Consider the following 22,037-nt stretch of genomic DNA (forward strand, 5'->3'; position numbering starts at 1 on the left):
AAGCCGGTGACCAAGAACGATCAGGAGATGAACATGGAACACCCTAAAGAACGGATTGATGTATTACTGGTGGAGCAGGGCTTTTATGAGAGCCGTGAAAAGGCGAAGGCTGCCATTATGGCCGGACTTGTGCTGGCGGACGAGGAGCGGATCGAGAAAGCGGGCATGAAGGTGCTCCGCAGCTCTGTCCTGAAAGTAAAAGGAGCTGTGCACCCTTATGTCAGCCGCGGCGGTCTCAAGCTGGAGAAAGCGCTCCGCAAATTTGAGATCAGCCTGACTGGACGCGTCATGCTGGATATCGGCTCCTCCACCGGGGGCTTTACCGACTGCGCCCTGCAGCACGGGGCAAGTCATGTTTATGCCATTGATGTCGGCTATAACCAGCTGGACTGGAGCCTTCGCAACGATGAGCGGGTAAGTGTAATGGAGCGGACGAATTTCCGCTATATGACACCCCAGGATCTGCTGGGCCCGGTGCCTGATTTTGCAAGCATTGATGTCTCCTTTATCTCGCTCAAAATCATTCTTCCCCCGCTCAAAGCGCTGCTGAGCCGCCCGGCGGATATTGCCGCGCTTATTAAGCCGCAGTTCGAGGCCGGCCGGGAAAAGGTCGGTAAATCAGGCGTTGTGCGTGATCCTGCGGTACATAAGGAAGTATTGGTCAATGTACTGACTATGGCGGAAGAGCTGGGTTACCAGCTTGAGAATCTGACCTTCTCGCCGATTACCGGCGGTGAAGGAAATATTGAATTTCTGGCACACTGGAAGCTGACGGATGATTCGGCGGATTCAGAAGCATTGTCTGCTCCCCGTCATATGGCTGACAGCTTCGCGCTGCTCGCTGATACCGTCATCAAAGAAGCGGCTTCCACCTTTACAGCGGCAGCTAACGGAAACTCATCGAAGAAACGATGAGTTTCTTTTGCTTGAAAAGTCATTTTTTACCCAAGACTAATAATAAGCAGGCGCTGACGTATTTATGCAGGAGTTCCCTGCAGCCTGGGCGAATAAATCACCGAGGTGATTTGCGTGGCAAGCTCTGACAAAGCCGTTGTGGCGCTTATTGGATTGGCAGCTGTGATATTTCTGGTATACCGGATTTATCTCTGGCTGCAGAGCTCGCCGGATTCCTTCCTGAAGGACCGGGTGCCGATCAACAAGGATATTGCTCCCCACCCGTCCATTGAGTGGCTGGAGGCAGCAGGGTATGAGGTGATTGGCGGCAAGCTCAAGATCCCGCTTTCTTTTAATGTAGACGGTGCCCCCATGTACAGCCGGCTGTTTATTGATTACGTAGCCGCCAAAGAGGACGGCTCCTATTATTTGGTCATTTTGTCCAGGCCCCGCAAGGAGCTGGAGTTTACAGGGAGCGCACTCCGGGATGCACTTCTGCCTTATCTGCTGATTTATCCTGACTGCAGCGGAGTGCTGTATGTCAACACGGTGTCCTCTGCCATCCATGTGATTTCTTTTGGCAGGGATGACGGAGAGTCCGCTTAATATTCATTTTTACAATACAGGAGGCACTATGAAGGGACACAGGCATATCAAGATTCGTGAAATTATCACACAGAAGGAAATCGAAACACAGGATGAGCTGGTGGACGAGCTGCGCGAAGCAGGGTTTCAGGTCACACAGGCGACCGTATCGCGTGATATCAAGGAGCTGCTCCTGATCAAGGTGCCAATGGACGACGGGAGATACAAATATTCCCTGCCGACAGACCAGCGCTACAATCCGACCCAGAAGCTCAAAAGAGTGCTGGTGGACAATTTCGTCCACATCGATTCCTCGGGCAACCTGGTGGTCATGAAATGTCTCCCAGGCACCGCAAACTCGGTGGCCGCGCTCATTGACAACATTGACTGGCCGCAGATTATGGGTACGATATCTGGCGACGATACCATTCTGATCATTTGCCGTCTGCCGGAGGACAGCAAAGATGTCATTTCGCAGATCATGGGATATATCTCCTGAAATAAATAGACGCAGCATCAAGCCATTCATGGGAATCATCTTTTCGGAGGTGCAGTTATAGTGTTAGAAACGTTATCGATCCGCAATCTGGCCGTGGTTGAAGCGGTGGATGTGCATTTTTATCCCGGATTTCATGTGCTTACAGGGGAAACAGGCGCCGGGAAATCCATTATTATTGATGCGCTTGCGCTTGTAGCCGGCGGACGGGGCTCTGCAGACTCCATCCGTTACGGCTGTGACAAGGCGGAAATGGAAGCGCTGTTCAGTCTGCCTGCCGGTCATCCGGTATGGGAGACGCTGGAGCGTCTGGGTATTGATGCCCAGCCTGAGGAGCATCTGATTATCCGGCGTGAGATTACTTCGACCGGCAAAAGCACGTCACGTGTCAACGGACAGATGGTCAATCTCAGCATGCTGCGGGAAATCGGAGAACAGCTGGTCAACATTCACGGCCAGCATGAGCACCAGAACCTGCTCAAGGCCGAGCGTCACCTCGGACTGCTGGATACTTACGGGGAAGCGGTAATCGGTCCGCTGAAGGCTGACTATCAGGAGAAGTATACCGCTTTTGCCAAGGTGGAGAAGGAATTGCGGGAGCTTCAGGAGTCCAGCCAAAAGGCTTATCAAATGCTGGATTTGTACCGCTTTCAGCTTGAGGAAATTTCTTCGGCACGATTAAAACCGGGAGAAGATGAATTACTTGCCGAAGAACGGGTCAAACTATCCCACAGCGAGAAAATGATGGATTCGGTATCCGGTGCATATGATCTGCTGTATGACAAACAGGGACTCGAATCCATTAATAATGTCATCTCCCGGCTGGAGGATGCGGTCCGTTATGACGAAAAGGGGCTGCGGGCTGTGCTGGAGCAGCTGCAGTCATCCTATTACCAGCTGGAGGATGCCGCTTTTCAGCTGCGGGATTACCGGGAGGATATTGAATTCAATCCGGTACGGCTGGAGGAGATCGAGAACCGTCTCGATCTGATTAACGGCCTCCGCCGCAAATATGGAGACAGTGTGGAACAGATTCTGGCGTATTATGATCAGATACACCGGGAAACGGATCTGCTGGAGAATAAAGATGAATACATCGAGAAGCTGAGCGTGAAGCGCAACAGCCTGCTCACCACCTTAATGGAAGCGGCAGAGGTACTCACTGAAGCTCGCAGACAATGTGCGGCAGACCTTGCTACGCAGGTTGAAGGGGAGCTGAAGGATCTGCAGATGGAACGGACATCCCTGCAGGTCAAGCTGGATCTTCTGGAGGACCCGCGCGGCGTTGAGTACAAGGAGCGCAGGTACCGCCTGACCCGTCAGGGTATCGACAGTGCAGAGTTCATGATTTCACCGAACCCGGGTGAACCGCTGCGGCCGCTTGGCAAAATCGCTTCCGGCGGTGAGCTGTCACGGATTATGCTGGCGATGAAGAGTATTTTTGCCCGTACGGATGCTATTCCTGTACTGGTCTTTGATGAGGTGGATACCGGGGTCAGCGGACGCGCGGCCCAGTCCATTGCCGATAAGCTGTTCAAGCTGTCGTCCACCTGTCAGGTGTTCTCAATTACACATCTGCCGCAGGTGGCCTGTATGGCCGATCATCAGTACCTGATCCGTAAAAGGGTTGAGGACGGACGGACCATGACCGAGGTTGATTCCCTTAACGAGAGCGGGCGGATTATGGAGCTTGCCCGGATGCTGGGCGGCGTCGAAATTACCGAAAAAACACTGCATCACGCCCAGGAAATGCTCAGTCTGGCCGAGGCCAGCAAAGCAGCCATAAGCTAGGCGGGACAATGATTGACAGTAATAAAAGCCTGGGGGCAAGGTTATCTTATAGGTACGCAATTGGCGACCACCTTTTTCGTCAAGCGAAAGAAGCAAAAGGGAGCGTGACAGCCATTGAAGCCGAACCTCAGGAAGTTAATGCCCGGCCTTTTATTCACCTTCTTTCTCAGCTTATCCGGTGTAGCAGGTCCCATCCAGAGTTATGCCTCACCGCTTGACCCTCATCCGGCCAAGCCGGCAGCCCAAGCGGCAGAACAGGAGCTCAAGGTAATCCCGGGGGGCCAGACGATCGGGGTGAAAGTGAAGTCGGCAGGTGTTCTTGTTGTTGGCCATCATCTAATTGAAGTATCTGAGCAGTCCAAGCTTTCACCCGGAGAGAACAGCGGTCTGGTGCCCGGAGATCTGATGATTTCCATCGACGGTGTGAAGCTCAATGAGGTATCCAAGGTAGCGAAGCTGGTCGAGCGGGCCGGAAAGTCAGGTGAAACCTTGACCATCGTGTACAAACGCGCCGGCAAGGAGCATACAGCCAGGCTGAAGCCCGCGTATGACCGTAATGACAAGGTATGGAGACTGGGGCTGTACATCCGCGATTCAGCGGCTGGTGTCGGCACCCTGACCTTTTATGCTCCGGAGCAGGGAGTTTACGGCGCTCTGGGCCATGTCATTACGGACATGAATACCGGAACTCCGATTGTGGTCGGCAGCGGGCATATTGTACAGTCCACTGTCACCTCCATCTCCAAAAGCCAGGATGGCGATCCGGGAGAGAAGCGGGCTGTTTTTCTCAAGGAAAGCCAGGTGCTGGGTAATGTGCAGAGCAATACGGATTTCGGTATCTTCGGTAAAATGACCAAGAACCCTGAGCACAGCCTTTACAAGCAGCCGATTCCGATCGCGAAGAGCAGTGAAGTGAAGGAAGGCCCGGCGCAGATTCTTACCGTAGTGGACGGGCAGCAGGTGGAGCGGTTCAATGTGGAGATTATCCATGTCGCCCATCAGCAGACTCCTGCCACCAAAGGGCTTGTGCTGCGAATTACCGACCCGCGTCTGATTGATAAGACCGGCGGTATTGTCCAGGGCATGAGCGGCAGCCCGATTGTACAGGACGGCCGTTTGATCGGTGCGGTTACCCATGTTTTTGTCAATGATCCGAAGTCAGGCTACGGCTGCTTTATCGAGTGGATGCTAAAAGATTCCGGTGTCACCGGACAAACTGATCTTTCCCCATATAATCTTAAGGCGGTATAGCCTTAAGATTTTTTTGTCGAAGCTCAGCGATATAAATCGAATGTTGAAATAAAATATTTAATTATAATCCAACGGCGAAAAAAAATAAAGAAAAATAATTTTCGACAGAAGGATATTTGAAGGGCGTGTCGAAAACCTAAGGAGTGCGATAAAAATGTGGTAAAGAATAGCAGATATGAATAAGGAGGAAGCAGCCAGTGCAGAATATTGAAGTGTTGTTGGCCGATGATAATAGGGAATTTACAAACTTGCTTGCCGAATACATTACGGAACAGGAAGACATGACCGTTACAGGCATCGCTTATAATGGAGAAGAAGTGCTTCAGATGCTTAGCGGGGCAAGAAAGATTCCGGATGTACTGATCCTCGATATTATCATGCCGCACTTGGACGGACTCGGCGTTCTTGAACGCCTGCGTGATATGGATCTTAACCCGCAGCCGAAGATCATCATGCTGACAGCATTTGGTCAGGAGAACATCACTCAAAGAGCTGTGCAGCTTGGCGCGTCTTATTATATTTTGAAGCCGTTTGACATGGAGGTTCTGGCCAACCGTGTGCGTCAGCTCGTCGGTACACAGGGCAGCATGAGCAGTTCTTCGAGCATGTCCAGCTATGCAGGCTCACGTCCGTCGGCTTCATCATCAGGCACCAACGTAGTGCCGCTCTCCAAGGGCAAGAACCTGGACGCGAACATCACCTCCATAATTCATGAGATTGGTGTGCCTGCGCATATTAAAGGCTACCAGTATCTGCGTGAAGCGATCACCATGGTGTACAACAATATTGAAATCCTTGGGGCGATTACCAAAACCCTCTACCCGGCTATTGCGGAGAAGTTCAAAACCACACCATCCCGTGTTGAACGGGCTATCCGCCATGCGATTGAAGTCGCCTGGACCCGTGGCAACATCGACAGCATCTCCCACTTATTCGGCTATACGATTAATATCTCCAAATCCAAGCCGACGAATTCCGAATTTATTGCCATGGTAGCCGACAAGCTGCGGATTGAGCATAAGGTGTCTTGAAAGGGTAAGGATCAGGATACGTAGAAGGATGGAAGGAGTCTCCCACACCCGATAAACCTTTTTGGTTTATTGGGTTTTATTTTTGCAGGAAATGCAATGAAGGATTCAAATGATTTGACAGTTACGCATTATGTAATACAATTAGCTTGTTATACCGAAATACCCCATTAAAGGAGAATGTGTTTTGAAGGAAGAATCACTTCAGTATATTATTTATAAGCGCCGTGATTTGAAATTTAAATTAAAAGGCCAGACGATCTTTCTGTGTGCGGTAACCATCATTGCCAGTCTGATCTTGAACGGCGTCACACGCAAAACAGGAATCATTTCAGGATCAGCATTTATTGTTTGTCTGTTAGCATACATAGGTGTGAACAGTCTGCACAGAAAAATGATTATTGCAAAAAGGAAAGCAATTATAGAAACAAATTTTCCAATTAAGAATAATGTTTTAACCGGCGTGCAGCAAGAACTTATATTGCTTGATATTGACTACTTTTTAAACGGGTCACGACAAAAAAATGATCCTTATTCTGTCTTTACGGATACTGCTGCTCTTAAAAGCAGGATTGAAGAAGGGGAGACACTTACCAACACAGAAATGAAAGGCTTAAATGGAATATACTCCGTTGAGAGCATCAAGCGCCTGGGCAGATAACGGAATGTTAATCTTTGTCAGCGGGAGACAGCAAATTCCGCAGCCGATGTGGATATTATGGAGCGCGGGTTTATGAAAAAAGAACTTACCAAAGAGGTTGTTCGCTATTCATTCGTTTTGATTGGAGTCATTATTTTTGGTCTTGTGATCTATCCGGGCTTGTATAAGTATGAGAAGTTAGATCAAAGCTTTCCTGTTAAAATAAACCGGATCACTGGGGATGCAAAGATCCTGACGATAAAGGGCTGGCAGGATGCCGATGACTACGATCATGCACTGGATCTATTCAACGAGTATAAACAGCAAGTTATTGATGCCATGGAAGGGCAAAGTGAATCCATCAGGAACAATGTAATGAACAGTGTAATGAACAGTGTCTGGAATGAACTGCAGCATGCAAAAAATGAAATGGTTAATTCAGCAACTTCTGAAACAACCCAGCCAACGTATGCAGACGGTACATCGGTGTTTTATTCTGCTAATAATGATAAAAGCAGCTCAAAAGGCGAAGCCGCAGCAATAAAAATTGGATTAGGCGATTCCAAAGATACTGTTAAAAAATCGTTGGGAACGCCAGATCATATCACAAACGGTGGAGATACGTGGTATTATGGATCAGCAATTATAAGCTTTAACAATGGTGTTGTTGAAGGATGGAACGACCAGTTAGGAGAACTGCATCTTAAATAACAGCAAAAAGACACTGAGAGCCTACTCATCAGTGTCTTCTTTATTTTAACCAGCCACGTTTACAGCAGCTTAATCAGCACCTCAAGCTCCTCCGCCAATACTTTTGCAAGCTCAAAGTTCTTTTCCTTCAGAGCCAGTTCAATTTTCATTTCCATTGCTTTTTTGTTTTGCTCTGCTTCTAAATAGTCTTTATCAAAATGGCTGGCATAAATCATCTTTCTGAATTTGCGCATACTCATTTTTCTAATCGTCTTATCCTCAATGATCAGCACATAATCCATTCCGTTTACGACAGAATAGAAGTCATGTGAAATCATAAGAATGGCGCCTTGATACTCTTGGACAGCTTTCTCCAATGCAATTTGTGCATAGGTGTCCAAATGGCTTGTCGGTTCATCAAGCAGCAGCACATTTGCGTTACTGGCAGAAACCTTGGCCAATTGGAGCAGATTTTTTTCTCCGCCGGATAACGATTCTATCTTTTGGGTAACCATTTGTCCTTCAAAGCCATAGTCAGTAATATACGACCGTACCTTATCATAAGTATCGAATCCCGCCTCGATAAATTCCTCCAGTATGGTATTAGAATCGTTTAGCACCTCGCCTTGAAGCTGGGATAAGTAAGCCACTTTAGCATCAGGGTTTATTTCAATGGAACCGTGATTATGCTTAACAATCTCCCGGAGTAAGGTCGTTTTTCCTGTACCGTTGGGACCGATAATGGCTACTTTATCCGAGGACTTGATCTCAAAACTGACCTTTTCTAAAAGCAGTTCATCAAAGGAAACGCTGTAATCATTAACTTTTATTACAACAGTGTCGTCTTCAAGTTCATGTTCCATGCCGAAAGAGATCTTCGGCTGCTTAATATCGACGAAAGGAGCTTTAATTCTGCGGGCTTCCAGTCTTTCCTGAAATTTCACTCTTGCTTTTAGCGCCCTGCCTCTGGATGCTTCCGAGTTATAGGTTGCGCTGGCTCTAAGATTGTCAATGATATTGTCGTTCCGCCTGATTTCTTCCTCTTCAGCGATTGCGAGCTCCTGTGCTTCGATCTTAGTCTGAAGTAGAGAGAAATTATAATCAATATACCGCCCGTCAAACTCCTGGATCTCCATGTTTTCAAGGTGAATAATTTTGTTGAAGCAATGATTAAGCAAATAACGGTTGTGCGTGATGACCAGCAGAATGCCTTTGTGGGAGTTGATAAGATTTTTAAGTGCATTTAGGTTTTCAAAATCTAAGAATACATCCGGCTCGTCCATAATCATCACGTCCGGATTGCTGAGCATTTCCTTCATGACTTGGATCAGCTTGAATTCCCCGCCGCTCAGCTCAGCTACCCTTAGATCCTTCAGCTTCAGGAGGTTTGCCAAGTTTAGCTTCTTATTAATATTGCTTTCAAAATCATCTCCGCCGATCAACTCAAAAGCGTCTAACGCCAGTTGATACTTCTCCAGTAACGGCTCAATATCAGCGGAGGTCTCCATTTCAGTGAGGATAGCATTTATTTCATTTTGAATCTTGAGAAATGCTTCTCCTATAAATTCAAAAACAGTTGTTTCTTCAGATCTGTCCAGCTGCGAGAACTGGCTTACATACCCGATTGTGCAGGAGGGTTCTATCTCTAGCCTGCCTTCGTACAAATACCTTTCCGGATCCATCAATATATCGACCAGTGTGCTTTTCCCGCTGCCGCTTGTTCCTATAAAAGCGCAATGCTGTGCTTCATCGAGGGTAAATGAAATGTTGTTATATAGTTCTTTTTGCGGAAACGAGAAGGATAAGTGTTCAACTTTTATCATAATATTACCTTTCCTTATAACCAAAATGGGGACTGTTATTATCGGCTTGTGAGTGGCATTCAAGTTGTTAGAATAACATTGTTTACAGACAACATCAATCAATTCATTTTAGAATAAGCTGTCCAGTGCCTTTAAGTAAGCACCATTCTTTCTTTTGAGTTACCAAAATAGTTTTTTAAGAAAATTTTAATAGGGGGATTATTATGAACACCAGGCTTTCTCAGAAAGAATGGCTGGAATACATTAATAGGTTGCAGGAAAGAGAAAGGCAAAAAATAATATCAAGTGGTTTAAGTAATTGGACGTTATTTGCTGCTCTAGCGGGTTTGGGATACTGGATTTTTCCCGATATTATTGATATACAAAAACATTGGATGACTGTAATTTTAGGCTACATATTCTTTCAAAATTTAACTACAACAATATTCGATATTTTCAATAAACATTATAGGCAAGAGAAAATAATAAAAATGCGTAAGGCTGAAAATCTACTTGAGAAGAAAGGCACACTTCCACTAAAAATACATGGGGGTTTAATAGAACTTATAGCTTTAATTCTCAATATATTTTTCGCTATTCATTCACATATAAATAATTTTTGGATTTTCGAAGCTTATTTTATAATTAACTCTTTTAGGTTCTCTCGAATAATAGATGTTATATTAAATCGAAAAGAAATAATGAGCTCGTGGAGAGAATTAAGAAGAAACAACAACGTTAGAGTTAATGAAACAGAAACAGTAAAAAAAACAAGCAAGATACAAAAAGGCCTCACCCTAATTTTAGACAAGTCACTGCAATTTATTAATGGCATAAGTGCAAAACTAATCATAACCGTAATTATGCTGACTTATGCATCAACACAATATAATTTCAATGATTTATTATGGAAACAGCTATTCAATGGTCTTGCTCTTGTCATTATAGTGGTTCTGTCACAGTTTTTACTTGTTATATTCTTAAAGCGAATGAAAATAGCCTGGTTGGAAGAACTTGAGAAAGAGATTTTGTTAACTGATCTCAAAGAAAATCAAATCATTAAAAAGCTAAGAAATGGATATTTTAATTTTAGCAATATCGATAATTATTTTTAGTTTTTGTCAAATTTCAAACAGGGAAAAGTGGCGGAGGAGAATTTTGGAACTGGAGGAGCGTTAGCGTCCGCCTTTGTCTGCGGATTTCAACCGCGAACAGCGGCTCAAATCAGGAAATCTGCAGACAACAGCGGCCGGAAGTCCAAATATTCTCTGGAGTTACGTCCTAACCCTAAAGAAATAGGTTTTTAGCCCGTTCGACCATAAAGGTTGAGCGGGTTTTTATTATCGCCTGATTCTACCCCGCTACAAAATGGTTAATTACAAAGCAGCTAATCTGTACCGTCATGATGAATACATATGGTGTTACCGTTTTGGGCGTCTAAAATTTAAATTTGCAACATTTTTCGACATGCAAATTTGGTTCATGCGTGTATAATCATTGTAAAAAATGAAAGGGTTCAGTAATTTTCAAAAAAGAACACCAATACATTGTAGCAATCACATTAGTGTGAAGGGGAAAGAGACGGATGGCCAAAAAAAGCATATTAAATGTATTGGTCGGTGTTCTAAGCCAATTGATCGTGATCGGCCTGGGGTTCTATATCCCGCGGTTAATTATCCTTACCTATGGTTCGGAGGCTAACGGTCTTATAACGTCTGTTGTACAGGTTATTACATACTTGTCTTTGCTGGAAGCAGGTGTAGGTGCCGCCTCTATACAGGCGCTTTACAAGCATATCGGAAATAATGACAAGTCCAAAATCAACGAAATACTGACTGCAACCTCGTCTTATTACCGCAAAACAGGATGGTACTATTTTATCGCGGTCATCCTGATCTCGATTGGATATCCCCTTGTTGTCAGCTCTGGCTTCAGCAACTTCACAGTAATGGCCATAGTGTTACTGAGCGGATTGGGCGGGGCGGTTAATTATTATTTTCAGGGGAAGTTCAGGGTTCTATTGCTTGCTGAGGGCAAGAACTATATCGAGGCTTCCGTAACCGCGCTGTCCACGATTGTCAACAACGTGATCCGAATCATTATGATGCTGAACGGCTTTGATATTATTCTGGTTCAGGCGGTTTATTTTGTAATCACCATTATCCAAATCATCGTATATCAGATCTATATGAGAAAGCATTACAAATGGATCAATTTCAAGACTACACCGGATTATCAGGCAATCAGCCAAAAGAATTCCGTTCTGATCCACGAGCTGTCTTATCTCGTATTTAAAAATACGGATGTTGTCCTGCTCACCCTGTTCACAAATCTGAAGATTGTAAGTGTATATATGATGTACAATATGATCTTTGGTGTGGTGGAAAGAGTAACCTTTACCATCCGGGACAGCTTCAAATTCGCTTTAGGCCAGAAATACAACAATAACTTTCCGAAATTTGTCAGGATGTTCAATCTCTTCGAGTCGTCCTACATCTCGCTGGTGTTTGCCCTGCTGACGATAACGACGATTCTGATCCTGCCTTTCATGAGGCTGTATACCTCAGGGATTGAAGATACCAATTATATTGATGCGCTCCTGCCTTTATTGTTTGCAGCGGTGAAGCTCCTGTTCAATGCCCGGTTATCTTCCGACCTGGTGATTGATATCGTCGGCCATTTCCGCAAAACACAGTGGAGATCGATTCTGGAGACATCTATAAACTTTGTTCTCTCCTTGATACTGGTGTTTCCGTTTGGCGCCTACGGGGTGCTGTTTGGGACCATGGTCGCTTTAACTTACCGGCTAATTGATATAGTATGGTACACGAACAGCAAATTGTTGAAAAGAAGCTCATGGATCACCTACAAAAAATGGATTATTAATCTGCTTGTTTCCGTGATAATCATTGCTGTAACGAAACAGTTTGATTTTATGGTAACTCCGCATTCATACACAATGTTCATTTTAGACGCTGCTGTGTTATCGGTTACGCTGGTCCCGCTGTTTTTTATAGCTGGTCTCTTGCTCAGCAGACCGGATGCCGGCATGCTGCAGGAAATGCTTGGTCCGCTCCTTGCCAAATTTAAAATCCGCAAAGCAGGGCGGCAATACTAAAAGAAGATGGGGGTATTAGAATGGAACCGCAAATCAGTATTATAGTTCCGGTTTATAATGTAGCTGACTATTTGCCGAAATGTATCGAATCGATACTGGCGCAGACCTTTACGGACTTTGAGTTGATTTTGATTAATGACGGCTCTCCGGACAAATCCCCTCAGATCTGTGACCACTACGCAAGTCTGGACAACAGGGTGCATGTGATTCATAAAAAGAACGGCGGCGTCTCTGAAGCCAGAAACTGCGGGCTTGATATTGCCAGAGGCAAATATATCGGCTTTGCAGACAGCGATGACTGGCTGGCACCGGATATGTTTGAGCTATTGTACAACTTAAGCGAGAAGCATGATGCCGATATTTCCATTTGCGGCCATTATGTGGTGACAGATGATTCAACCGAACCGTTGTATGAATATTTTGAAGGAGAGATTGTTTACAGCAACGTGGAAGGTGTACAAAAAATTGTCGAGGATGTTGAAATTCAGAGCTACTTATGGAACAAGCTGTTCAAACGGGAGCTGTTCGAAAATCTCCGGTTCCCGGTCGGCAAAATTTACGAGGATCTGTGGGCTATGTATTTCCTGTTCAAACACGCCAATAAATCCGTCCGGGTCTGGGACCCGAAATATTATTATCTGCAAAGAGGCGGCAGTATTACACAGGTATGGGATGACAACAGCTTCTATAACTACTACCTGGCTGTAATTGACCGTTACAATGACCTCAAGTCAGACGGGAAGAATACCCCTTATCATGATATCTCCAAGCAATACCTGGATAATGTAGTGGAGTACGGCTTTAACTACTACAATTATTACATTAAAAAAGGCATTAAGGTAAATGATGAGCGCTGCGAAGAATTCATTGCCTTTTTAAAGAGCAATATCAATCCGTTTTTCCAGGATAATACCTTGGGCTTCAAAAATAAAATGAGCATCAGCCTCCTGTTTCTTAACAAGCGATTATATGCGCATTTATTCAAGTTTGCATTCGTCGTACTCAGAAATAATAAAATCGGATAAGCAAGCTGAACACACACTCCTTTGTTGGAAATGAAAATCCAATAGAGGAGTGTTTTAATTTTGTGTTATGATAGTAGCAGGTGCTATTTATAATGGGACAATCGATGCATCTGAAATCAGCCGGGGCGGTATGGTAATAAAAAAAGTTGTGAAAGATATTCTTACAGAGTATTAAATACGCCTTTTTAGCCAAAATGAATAATGTTGCCCTTTCTTGCAGCCATCTATTCATCCTGATCCATAAAGCCAACAAAAAAATGGTTCGACAGAAAAGGGGAATCCACAAATGAGAATTAACGTAAAGTTTACTCCTAAGGGAAAAGCGGCGGTTGAGAATTTCAGCAACGAAGAGCTGCTGGAAATTTTTGCGCGGTATCTGAAAACCTTGACCAAGAAATATGACATTGAGGTTGATGTGCCGCATGAGGTCAACCACAACATAGTGGCAGACGGAACGGTCGTTGTAATGGCACAAAATGTGAACTGTGATGTGGATACCTTCTTCAAGGAATTGAGCCGTGATATTAAAGTACCGCTCAAGAAAAGACTTGGCGGCAAATTGGACAATGTATTCAAGACAGAAGTTATAGAATAGCAGAACAAGGACGGAACATATCCGTTCCTGCGCAAAAGCCATCCCTGCCTACACAGAAGAGGATGGCTTTTGACTTGTGATAAATATGCATTGGAACACAAATATATGTAGAAGTGTACCGATTGTATTGAATTCACGCATCCAAATAATCCGAAGGTATTAATTTTCTTTCGGTCAGAATGTTCATGATAATTTCAATAAAATCAGGTGAAGCCTTAGCCTCCACCGCCAAATCGTAGATGTTTAATAGCTGCTCGTCAGATAGTAGTTCGAGTGATGAGGGGCGCGGAGAAGGATGAAAATAATAATCCATTAGATTCCTCCATCAATAGGTATAATAATCCAAATTATAGCTAACCTATTTAAATGGTACCATTTGGAAGGAAATCCGTCTCCTGTCATTCACCCTGCGAATTACTCTTTACATAACATGGTTATTATGTCATAATATTTACCCGCTTTACATTGAAACATCCCGGCATCGAAGTCGATACCGGGATGTTGAAAAGATACGATACAGCAACTCAATCAATCTGCTTCTTCTTCTGATGATTCCGCAAGAAATCGCTTGATACGGGGTTCATTGGACTCCGATACCGTTGCAAATTGTTCACCTTCAGTGAAGTGAACAATTTTGCGCTCGGCGTCATACGCGTTCACCTTGTTCAGGCTAACGACGTTGTTACGGTCAAGGCGTTCGAATCCTTTACCCTTGTATGCAATCAGCAGATCGGAAAGAGTAGTGGGGAAAACAAATTCGCCTTCTTTCGTATGGACGAATATTGCATTTTTATAGCTGGAAAAATACAATATGTCTTCCTCCCTGATGTCTAGGGAAGAACCGTCGTTTTGTAAGACACGCATGTTTTCCCCATCCTTGTTGGATTACTTACGGAGTTCTTGCGGTGCTTCTGGGCTGTGAAAAGCTGGCTTCATGATTGACACAAATAAACGGGAGGATGCTGCAAGAACTGATGAAGCGTGTTTGGCGAGCGTTTTTTTCATGGCTTTTCCCTCCTTATCCATGGAATTACTGTTAAGGATTGTACAATGAATGCCAATCCGATGACAGACGAATGAATGAAAAAGTTAAGGCTAACTAGTAGAACAGAAACTAACTTTAAAAATGGAAATATTTTTTCCGGCATCCGGGCATTTTTGTCCGGGTTAGGTGAAAATAGAAGCATAATGAACAGGCTTGCCATGTTAATTAAAGTAAGATTCATTTTAAAGAAACTAAATATGTAAGGAACAAGTGTGCATAACAAAACAGAAAAAATATTACAGGCTTTTGCCGTTTTTAAGTGAAATCCGCCTGAAGTAAGGCGAAGAATCGAACAGCTTAGAAGGAAGGTCATGAACTCAGCGAAGTTGCCAGTAAGCAAGCCAATCACTGCTGTTGCAATGAAAATAACCAGAGTATTCAATATAATGCCAAGGGAATATTGCATTATTTCAACAGAGTAGGTTTCCTCCGGGTTAGCCTGTTTAATAGCAACAGCGATTTTATGAGATAATGTGTTCATTCTCAGACCTATCCTTTTTATATGAGAGATATAAATAACTGTATAACAAGGCTCCATAGGATAAAGGCATCAAGAAGAAATAACCGGAGTAATGCTCTGAGAGATTAATCATAAAAATAACAATCACAACACACGGCAAGGTTAGAGCAAACAATATAAATTCATGTGATTGAATTCTGATCTTTTTATTCTGTTTGTCTGGTACGAAATCAAAGCCTTTTCTTTGTTTTCTGATATAATAAGCTATTAAAAGTGTTGTCAAAGCAGAAACTATCTGTAAAGAATTAACTCCCATGGTCGGATACAATAAGTTTAAGGAGTAGAATCCTGTAAAATTCATAATTAAATAGCAGGTCGATTGCAGCAGCATGTAGGATAAATAGGCAAGGCCAGTCATAATCGCTGCGTAAAAAATGTGGATGCGGAACAGAAGCCAGAAGAAGCAGAAAGTAAGCAGATATTGAATAACCACATCTGTGAGAATCAGGCCATAATCATGCCGAAGTACAAATGATACAAAGCCCATAATCAGACTGGCAAAAATCATTTCAGTTATGTAAAGATCAATCTTGAATACTCTGAATGCAAGCAGGAACATAGCGAAGGTTTCCAGAACTGAGAAGAACATATATATCGAAAAATCCAGCATACCTACACTCCCGGTAAACGAGTTGACTCTTCCTATTCTTGCAAATATTATACATAATATACTAAAATGCAACAATAGATATTTACACTTTTCAACAATATATTCATAATTTTAGGTGAGAGGGGACATTTTAGATGAACCAGCGTCCGGAGCAAGGCGAATACATGGAATTTCAGGAGGCTTATATCTCTTTAGTGCCGCCGGAGGGCGACATTATCACCATTCTCCGTGAGCAGTCCAAGGAGGTTTTTGCACTGCTGGACGGGCTTAGTGAAGAACAGGGAAATTACAGGTACGCGCCGGAGAAATGGAGCATTAAGGAAATGGTCGGCCATCTGACCGATAATGACCTCATTATGTCCTACCGGCTGCTCTGTTTTGCCAGAGGTGAGCAGGCGCCGCTGCCTGGATATGAAGAGAAGGACTACGTTGCCGCCGGACATTTTGACCGCTTTACCCTGAAGCAGCTGGTGCTGCATTACCGGATTGTCCGGGAATCGACACTCGCTCTGCTGGAAAGCCTGCCGGATGATGTCTGGACCCGGGCCGGAAATTTCTATTCCGTACCTGTGACCGTCAGAGCCCAGGCCTGTATGATTGTTGGACATGAGAGACATCACATGAATATATTGCAGGAGCGGTACCTGAACCAGGTGTAGCTGCTGAACCTTAGAACAGCATAGACGGGAGGAAGCCTGGATGGGATTTGCCAGAAGCATACTGCATTTCTTCATACCGCCGGAACGCACGCTGCTCTATACCACTTTTGACCAGAAAGAATATTTCGTTAACAAGAACCGCTTGAGTGCAGCGGGAATCCGGCACCGATCCAAGATCAACGGAGGGATGCGCGTCATTTCAAGCCGCAATTATTATGGGGGTAATATGGCTTCCAGACATGAGCTGTTTGTAAGTAAAGAAGATGAACTCCGCGCACTCAAGGCCATTCAGAAGTAATGCAGTCTGCGTATGCAAATAAAAAAAGCATTCCACCCGTTTTCAAACGGTAATGGAATGCTTTTTTGCTGCTATAGAGGCGGATTCTTGTGACATTTGCGGCAGACGGGGTAATAAGCTTCATTGCCGCCGATCTGGATCTGCTTGCCGCTGTAGACCGGCTTGCCGTTCTCTACGCGCAGGGCCATCGTTGCCTTGCGTTCGCAGAACCAGCAGATGGTCTTCATTTCTTCGATTTTATCGGCATAGATCAGCATGTATTTGCTGCCTTCAAAAAGGTTGTTCTGGAAGTCATTTTTCAGGCCGAAGGCCATAACCGGGATGTTCAGTTCATCAACAATCCTTACAAGCTGGAGAATGCAGTCCTTGCTGAGGAACTGGCACTCGTCAATCAGCACGCAGTGGGGCTTAGGCAGGTTGCTGCTTACAATGCCGTAAATATCCGTATTTTCGTCAATAGCGATGGCCTGCTTGCGCAGTCCGATACGGGAGGAAATATACCCGACCTCGTCCCGGTCATCAATGGAGGGGGTGAAGATGAGCACTGACTTGCCCTGCTCCTCGTAATTATGGGCTACCTTGAGTATCTCTATGGATTTTCCGCTGTTCATTGCGCCGTATCTGTAAAACAACTGTGCCACGTCCATCTGTCCTTTCGCTCTTGTCCCTAAGAGTGTAGTATGCCGAAAAATGCGACTTTATTAGAGTATCATATGTCCAATTAAAGTAGCCAGTGAAAAAAGTGCCGGATTCGGCATATTTCTTGTAAAGGCATTTCCCGCCTTAGGGCGGGTCCTCAGGTTATGTTATAATATACGCACGTGTGTTTTTAGCGGAAGAACCATTCACAGGAAGGAAGTTATGTCAGGTGCCGGAGAAATTGGAGCAATATAAGGAACGGGTAGCCGCGGTCTGCGGGGACGGCGGTTTATCAGAGGAGGTGCAGGAACTGCTGTCGGACATGCTTGAGGAGCTGGCCGAGCTCAGCCGCAGCAACAAGGCGTTGCGCCGGGTCATTCTGAAAAACGGACAGGGTTCGGCAATGTCAACAAGATTAAGAGATGCACTATACGAATAAATGGACGAGGTACAGCCGATGAACATCATTTTAACCTATCTCAAAAAATACAGGGTAGCTGCCATAGCTGCTCTGGCCATGATGGGGATTGAGCTGGCAGTGGAGCTGTCGCAGCCCCTTCTGATCTCGAAAATCATTGATAACGGAATTGCAGAAAAGGATATGGGAGTAGTCTGGCTGTGGGGCGGTGTACTGACCCTGAGCGCAATTATAGCGTTCGCGGCAGGGATACTGAGCTCTTTTTTTGCATCTCATGCCAGTCAGGGCTTTGCCTTTGATCTGAGAGAGAAGCTGTACGAAAAGGTACAGTCCTTTACTTATGAGGTGTTCAGCCGGTTTCCGACCTCTTCACTGATTACGCGGCTGACCGGGGATGTGACGCAGCTGCAGGACACGATTTTTATGGCACTGCGGTTTATGACCCGTGTTCCGCTGGTTGTATTGGGCAGTATCGTAATGGCGCTGGTGGTGCATGTGAAGCTGGGGCTGCTGCTCGCTGTAACGCTGCCGGTGCTGATCCTGTTCCTGGTCTGGGTAATGCGGAGGTCTTCCGCCCTGTTTAAGGTTGTGCAGAGCAGGCTTGATGGTGTAAACGGTATCATACAGGAGAATCTTACAGGCATCCGGCTGATCCGGGTCTTTGTGCGCATGGGACATGAAATCGGGCGCTTCGCCACAGTCAGCGGCGCTCTGATGAAATCAACCATTGCTGCACTAAGACTGACGGAGACGATGGGGCCTCTGATTATGCTGATTGTTAACGCTGCTATCGTAGCTGTGCTGTGGTTCGGGCGGATCGATATTGCTGCCGGAGATGCTACACTGGGGCAGACTGTGGCGGTTATTAACTACTCTCTGCGGACGATCGGAGCGATGTCAGCTCTCTCATGGATCATGGCGACTTTCTCACGGGCTGTTGCATCAGAGCAGCGGATATCCGAGGTTATGGCCTCGCCGGAAGGACGGGGAGAATTGGATTCTGCAGCTGGCCAAGGGAATACGGGCAGGGAAAATAGCATCCGGGGGGAGATTGAGTTTGCGGATGTCAGCTTCAGTTACCCGGAAAGCGATATTGCGGCGCTTGAACACATTTCGTTCACGGCCCAGCCGGGTAAACGGGTAGCCATTATGGGTGCGACAGGTTCAGGCAAATCCTCGCTGGTCGGGCTGATTCCCCGGCTGTATGAGCAGACCAGCGGCATCATCCGGATTGACGGGAGAGACAGCGCGGACATTGACATTTCCAGGCTGCGCAGGTCGATCGGCTACGTGCCGCAGGAAGTGCTGCTGTTCACCGGTTCAGTGCGGGACAATATCGCCTGGGGCAATGAGCATGCGACGGCGGAGGAAATTGAACGGGCGGCTGCGGCTGCGCAGATCCACGAGACGGTCATGGGGCTGCCGCAGGGCTATGACACGATGATCGGCCAGCGCGGCGTTAATCTGTCCGGCGGGCAGAAGCAGCGGCTGACGATTGCCCGGGCTCTGGTCCGCAAGCCGGCGATTCTGATTCTGGATGACAGCACAAGTGCGCTGGACGCTGTGACCGAAGGGCTTTTGCTAGATGAGCTTACGTCCATGTCCTGTACTACCGTGCTGATTACCCAGAAGATCAGCTCAACGGTCTCGGCTGACCTGATCCTGCTGCTGGACGAAGGCCGGCTGATTGCCAAGGGAACGCACCGGGAGCTGCTGGCAGATTCGTCATTGTACCGGAAAATATACGAATCCCAGACAGGGGAGGGAGCACAGCATGTTCAAAGCATTACTTGAGCCTTTTCGCCATCGGAGGCCTGATTTCGGGGCAGGCGAGAAGACATCCGCAGGCCGGAAGCCTAAGGCGAAGCCCAAAAACTGGTCAGCCACCCTGGCACGCATTTGGAGCTATCTCGCCAAACGCAAAGCGAAGCTGGCGCTTGTACTGCTTCTGGTTCTGATCAGCACCGGACTGGCGCTGCTGGGCCCCTATCTGATCAGCCGGGCGGTGGATCATTATCTGGAGGGGGATGGGGGCCGAAGCTGGGTGATTTTCCTGATCACCCTTGCTCTTGTGTACCTGTTCACTTCACTGAGTACCTGGCTGCAGAATATATGGATGATCGAGATTGCCCAGGAGACGGTTCTCCGGATGCGTACGGACCTGTTCGCTTATCTGCACAGGCTGCCGATTTCGTTCTTTAACCGCAGGCAGCAGGGTGAAATTATGAGCCGGCTGACCAATGATATCGAGAATATCAGCTCCACGCTTAACAGCTCGGCTATTCAGATTTTTTCCAGTGTATTGACGCTGGCCGGTACGGTTGGTGTGATGCTGTGGCTGAGTCCGCTGCTTACGCTGCTGACCTTTATCGTAGTGCCGCTGATGTTTCTGGGTATGCGCTGGATCACCCGGCGGACAGGACCGCTGTTCAAGGAGCGGCAGCGCAATGTGGGTGAGATGAACGGCTATATTGAAGAGACCTTGTCGGGCCAGCGGGTCATCAAGGCTTTTTCGCAGGAGGAGCGGGTGATTTCCGGCTTCCGTGAGCGCAATACGCGGATTATGCTGTCCGGATACTGGGCCCAGGCGATTTCAGGCTTTATTCCCAAGCTGATGAACGGTCTGAACAATTTAAGCTTTGCTATAGTTGCAGGTATAGGGGGCCTTCTCGCCATCCGTGATATTGTAACAGTCGGAATTATTATTGCCTTCGTGGAGTATACCCGCCAGTTCACCAGGCCGCTTAATGATTTGGCCAACCAGTGGAATACGCTGCTGTCAGCAATTGCCGGGGCGGAGCGGGTATTTGAAGTAATGGATGAAGAGACGGAGGCCAGGGACGAGGGGGCAGCCGTATCGCTTAATCATGTGGAGGGGGCGGTCAGCTTTAGGGATGTCTCCTTCTCTTATGATGAGGGCAACGATATTCTGCATAATATCAGCTTTGAGGCGAAGCCGGGTGAAATGATCGCCCTGGTCGGGCCGACAGGAGCCGGCAAAACAACGCTGATCGGCCTGCTCTCCCGCTTCTATGATCCAAGCAAAGGCAGCATCACGCTGGACGGCAGGGATTTGTCCTCGGTCCGGCGGGAGAGCCTGCGGAGTCAGATGGCTTTTGTGCTGCAGGATACCTTCCTGTTCAAGGGAACAATCCGCGATAATATCCGTTACGGCCGGCTGGATGCCACCGACGCTGAGGTTGAGGAGGCGGCGAAGCTGGCGAACGCCCACTCCTTCATTATGCGGATGCGCGGAGGCTATGACCGGATGCTGTCCGTGGACGGCAGCGGCATCAGCCAGGGGCAGAAGCAGCTGCTGGCGATCGCGCGGGCCATTCTGGCCGATCCGGCAATGCTCGTGCTGGATGAGGCAACCAGCAGCATTGATACCGTAACTGAAATTAAAATCCAGGAGGGTCTGCAGACGCTGATGAAGGGCCGGACGAGCTTCGTCATCGCCCACCGGCTCGGCACCATCCGCGCCGCCGACCGCATTCTGGTGCTGCAGAACGGCAGTCTGCTCCAGCAGGGCTCTCATGATGAGCTGATGCGCCAGGGCGGGTTGTACAGCGAGCTTGTGCACGGTGCGCGCAAGGCTGCGCCGGGCGGGGCTTAGATTCAGGCAGACGCTATATGAATGAACAGTAAAAGCAGCAAGCCCCGTTTACCGGAACCGAATGTACCGGCAGAGCGGACTTGCTGCTTTTTCTTGATGTTGCTGGGCGGCATTTGCCGCTGCTAGCGGGCAGGTGAGCAGGAAAGGTGGGGTAGGCCGACCGAATGGGGCCAGTTGCTGGAATGAGAGGCACAAATGCCTTTGATTTTGGCGAAATGAGGCAAAGTGGCGGAATGAGAGGCAAAAATGCCTTTGATTTCGGCGAGATGAGGCAAAGTGGTGGAATGAAGGAAAGTGGCGCAATAAGAGGCACAAAT

Annotated in this window: 23 protein-coding genes; 17 read left to right on the top strand and 6 right to left on the bottom strand. The window is 46.7% G+C overall.

Features of this window, described 5'->3' with window-relative positions:
- The first annotated feature begins 33 nt into the window (after nt 1-33).
- The 8 genes from BLR64_RS26155 (at nt 34) to BLR64_RS26190 (ending at nt 7,396) form a co-directional block, all read left to right on the top strand.
- Nucleotides 34-915, top strand: coding sequence for a TlyA family RNA methyltransferase (locus BLR64_RS26155; RefSeq protein ID WP_090719182.1), 882 nt, complete (start codon nt 34-36; stop codon nt 913-915).
- 114 nt (nt 916-1,029) lie between these two features.
- A complete protein-coding gene (locus BLR64_RS26160; protein WP_090719136.1) occupies nt 1,030-1,500 on the top strand; it encodes a hypothetical protein in 471 nt (156 codons plus the stop codon).
- Nucleotides 1,501-1,528: 28 nt separating this feature from the next.
- Nucleotides 1,529-1,978, top strand: a complete 450-nt coding sequence (ahrC, locus tag BLR64_RS26165) for a transcriptional regulator AhrC/ArgR (protein ID WP_068722139.1) — start codon at nt 1,529-1,531, stop codon at nt 1,976-1,978.
- Nucleotides 1,979-2,038: 60 nt separating this feature from the next.
- A complete protein-coding gene (gene recN, locus BLR64_RS26170) occupies nt 2,039-3,766 on the top strand; it encodes a DNA repair protein RecN (protein WP_090719138.1) in 1,728 nt (575 codons plus the stop codon).
- Between the two features lie 138 nt (nt 3,767-3,904).
- Nucleotides 3,905-5,017 carry a SpoIVB peptidase gene (spoIVB, locus tag BLR64_RS26175; protein ID WP_090719140.1) on the top strand — a complete coding sequence of 371 codons (1,113 nt, stop codon included), beginning with the start codon at nt 3,905-3,907 and terminating at the stop codon, nt 5,015-5,017.
- Nucleotides 5,018-5,214: 197 nt separating this feature from the next.
- Nucleotides 5,215-6,048, top strand: coding sequence for a sporulation transcription factor Spo0A (gene spo0A / locus BLR64_RS26180; protein ID WP_090719143.1), 834 nt, complete (start codon nt 5,215-5,217; stop codon nt 6,046-6,048).
- Between the two features lie 184 nt (nt 6,049-6,232).
- Nucleotides 6,233-6,706 carry a hypothetical protein gene (locus BLR64_RS26185; RefSeq protein WP_090719145.1) on the top strand — a complete coding sequence of 158 codons (474 nt, stop codon included), beginning with the start codon at nt 6,233-6,235 and terminating at the stop codon, nt 6,704-6,706.
- Between the two features lie 72 nt (nt 6,707-6,778).
- Nucleotides 6,779-7,396 (top strand): hypothetical protein, encoded by a 618-nt coding sequence (locus BLR64_RS26190; RefSeq protein ID WP_090719147.1) that lies wholly within the window; start codon nt 6,779-6,781, stop codon nt 7,394-7,396.
- Nucleotides 7,397-7,455: 59 nt separating this feature from the next.
- Here BLR64_RS26190 and BLR64_RS26195 read toward each other — a convergent pair whose 3' ends face one another.
- Nucleotides 7,456-9,198, bottom strand: coding sequence for an ABC-F family ATP-binding cassette domain-containing protein (locus BLR64_RS26195; RefSeq protein ID WP_090719149.1), 1,743 nt, complete (start codon nt 9,196-9,198; stop codon nt 7,456-7,458).
- A gap of 203 nt (nt 9,199-9,401) precedes the next feature.
- On the opposite strand from BLR64_RS26195, the gene BLR64_RS26200 reads away from it, so the two are divergent.
- The 4 genes from BLR64_RS26200 (at nt 9,402) to BLR64_RS26215 (ending at nt 13,915) form a co-directional block, all read left to right on the top strand.
- The gene (locus BLR64_RS26200) at nt 9,402-10,292 is read left to right on the top strand and encodes a hypothetical protein (protein ID WP_090719151.1); all 891 of its coding nucleotides are present in this window, start codon (nt 9,402-9,404) and stop codon (nt 10,290-10,292) included.
- 470 nt (nt 10,293-10,762) lie between these two features.
- The gene (locus BLR64_RS26205) at nt 10,763-12,295 is read left to right on the top strand and encodes a polysaccharide biosynthesis protein (RefSeq protein WP_090719153.1); all 1,533 of its coding nucleotides are present in this window, start codon (nt 10,763-10,765) and stop codon (nt 12,293-12,295) included.
- Between the two features lie 20 nt (nt 12,296-12,315).
- A complete protein-coding gene (locus BLR64_RS26210) occupies nt 12,316-13,320 on the top strand; it encodes a glycosyltransferase family 2 protein (protein ID WP_090719156.1) in 1,005 nt (334 codons plus the stop codon).
- 286 nt (nt 13,321-13,606) lie between these two features.
- Complete coding sequence (locus tag BLR64_RS26215) at nt 13,607-13,915, top strand: hypothetical protein (protein ID WP_090719158.1); 309 nt, start codon at nt 13,607-13,609, stop codon at nt 13,913-13,915.
- 133 nt (nt 13,916-14,048) lie between these two features.
- On the opposite strand, the gene sda is transcribed toward BLR64_RS26215, so the two are convergent.
- From sda to BLR64_RS30445, 4 genes are all read right to left on the bottom strand, one after another.
- Entirely contained in the window at nt 14,049-14,228 is a 180-nt protein-coding gene (gene sda, locus BLR64_RS26220; protein WP_090719161.1) for a sporulation histidine kinase inhibitor Sda, read from the bottom strand.
- Between the two features lie 215 nt (nt 14,229-14,443).
- On the bottom strand, nt 14,444-14,779 hold the full coding sequence (locus tag BLR64_RS26225) for a LytTR family DNA-binding domain-containing protein (protein ID WP_090719165.1): 336 nt from the start codon (nt 14,777-14,779) through the stop codon (nt 14,444-14,446).
- Between the two features lie 137 nt (nt 14,780-14,916).
- Complete coding sequence (locus BLR64_RS26230; protein ID WP_167360787.1) at nt 14,917-15,441, bottom strand: accessory gene regulator ArgB-like protein; 525 nt, start codon at nt 15,439-15,441, stop codon at nt 14,917-14,919.
- Nucleotides 15,422-16,090, bottom strand: coding sequence for a hypothetical protein (locus BLR64_RS30445; protein ID WP_090719169.1), 669 nt, complete (start codon nt 16,088-16,090; stop codon nt 15,422-15,424). Before BLR64_RS30445 ends, BLR64_RS26230 begins: the two co-directional genes overlap by 20 nt.
- A 134-nt stretch (nt 16,091-16,224) precedes the next feature.
- Between BLR64_RS30445 and BLR64_RS26240 the strand changes: the two genes are divergently transcribed.
- Nucleotides 16,225-16,749, top strand: coding sequence for a DinB family protein (locus tag BLR64_RS26240; protein WP_090719171.1), 525 nt, complete (start codon nt 16,225-16,227; stop codon nt 16,747-16,749).
- 40 nt (nt 16,750-16,789) lie between these two features.
- Nucleotides 16,790-17,047: a hypothetical protein gene (locus tag BLR64_RS26245; RefSeq protein WP_090719172.1), complete on the top strand. Its 258-nt coding sequence runs from the start codon at nt 16,790-16,792 to the stop codon at nt 17,045-17,047.
- Between the two features lie 71 nt (nt 17,048-17,118).
- On the opposite strand, the gene BLR64_RS26250 is transcribed toward BLR64_RS26245, so the two are convergent.
- A complete protein-coding gene (locus BLR64_RS26250; protein WP_090719184.1) occupies nt 17,119-17,688 on the bottom strand; it encodes a thymidine kinase in 570 nt (189 codons plus the stop codon).
- 227 nt (nt 17,689-17,915) lie between these two features.
- Between BLR64_RS26250 and BLR64_RS26255 the strand changes: the two genes are divergently transcribed.
- From BLR64_RS26255 to BLR64_RS26265, 3 genes are read left to right on the top strand one after another with little or no spacing between them, the layout of a single operon-like run.
- On the top strand, nt 17,916-18,125 hold the full coding sequence (locus tag BLR64_RS26255) for a hypothetical protein (RefSeq protein WP_090719174.1): 210 nt from the start codon (nt 17,916-17,918) through the stop codon (nt 18,123-18,125).
- An 18-nt stretch (nt 18,126-18,143) separates the two neighbouring features.
- Nucleotides 18,144-19,898, top strand: a complete 1,755-nt coding sequence (locus tag BLR64_RS26260) for an ABC transporter ATP-binding protein (protein ID WP_090719186.1) — start codon at nt 18,144-18,146, stop codon at nt 19,896-19,898.
- A complete protein-coding gene (locus tag BLR64_RS26265) occupies nt 19,879-21,720 on the top strand; it encodes an ABC transporter ATP-binding protein (protein WP_090719176.1) in 1,842 nt (613 codons plus the stop codon). Before BLR64_RS26260 ends, BLR64_RS26265 begins: the two co-directional genes overlap by 20 nt.
- The last annotated feature ends 317 nt before the right edge of the window (nt 21,721-22,037 follow it).

This window comes from Paenibacillus typhae (genome assembly GCF_900099765.1).
GTDB lineage: Bacteria > Bacillota > Bacilli > Paenibacillales > Paenibacillaceae > Paenibacillus_AQ > Paenibacillus_AQ typhae.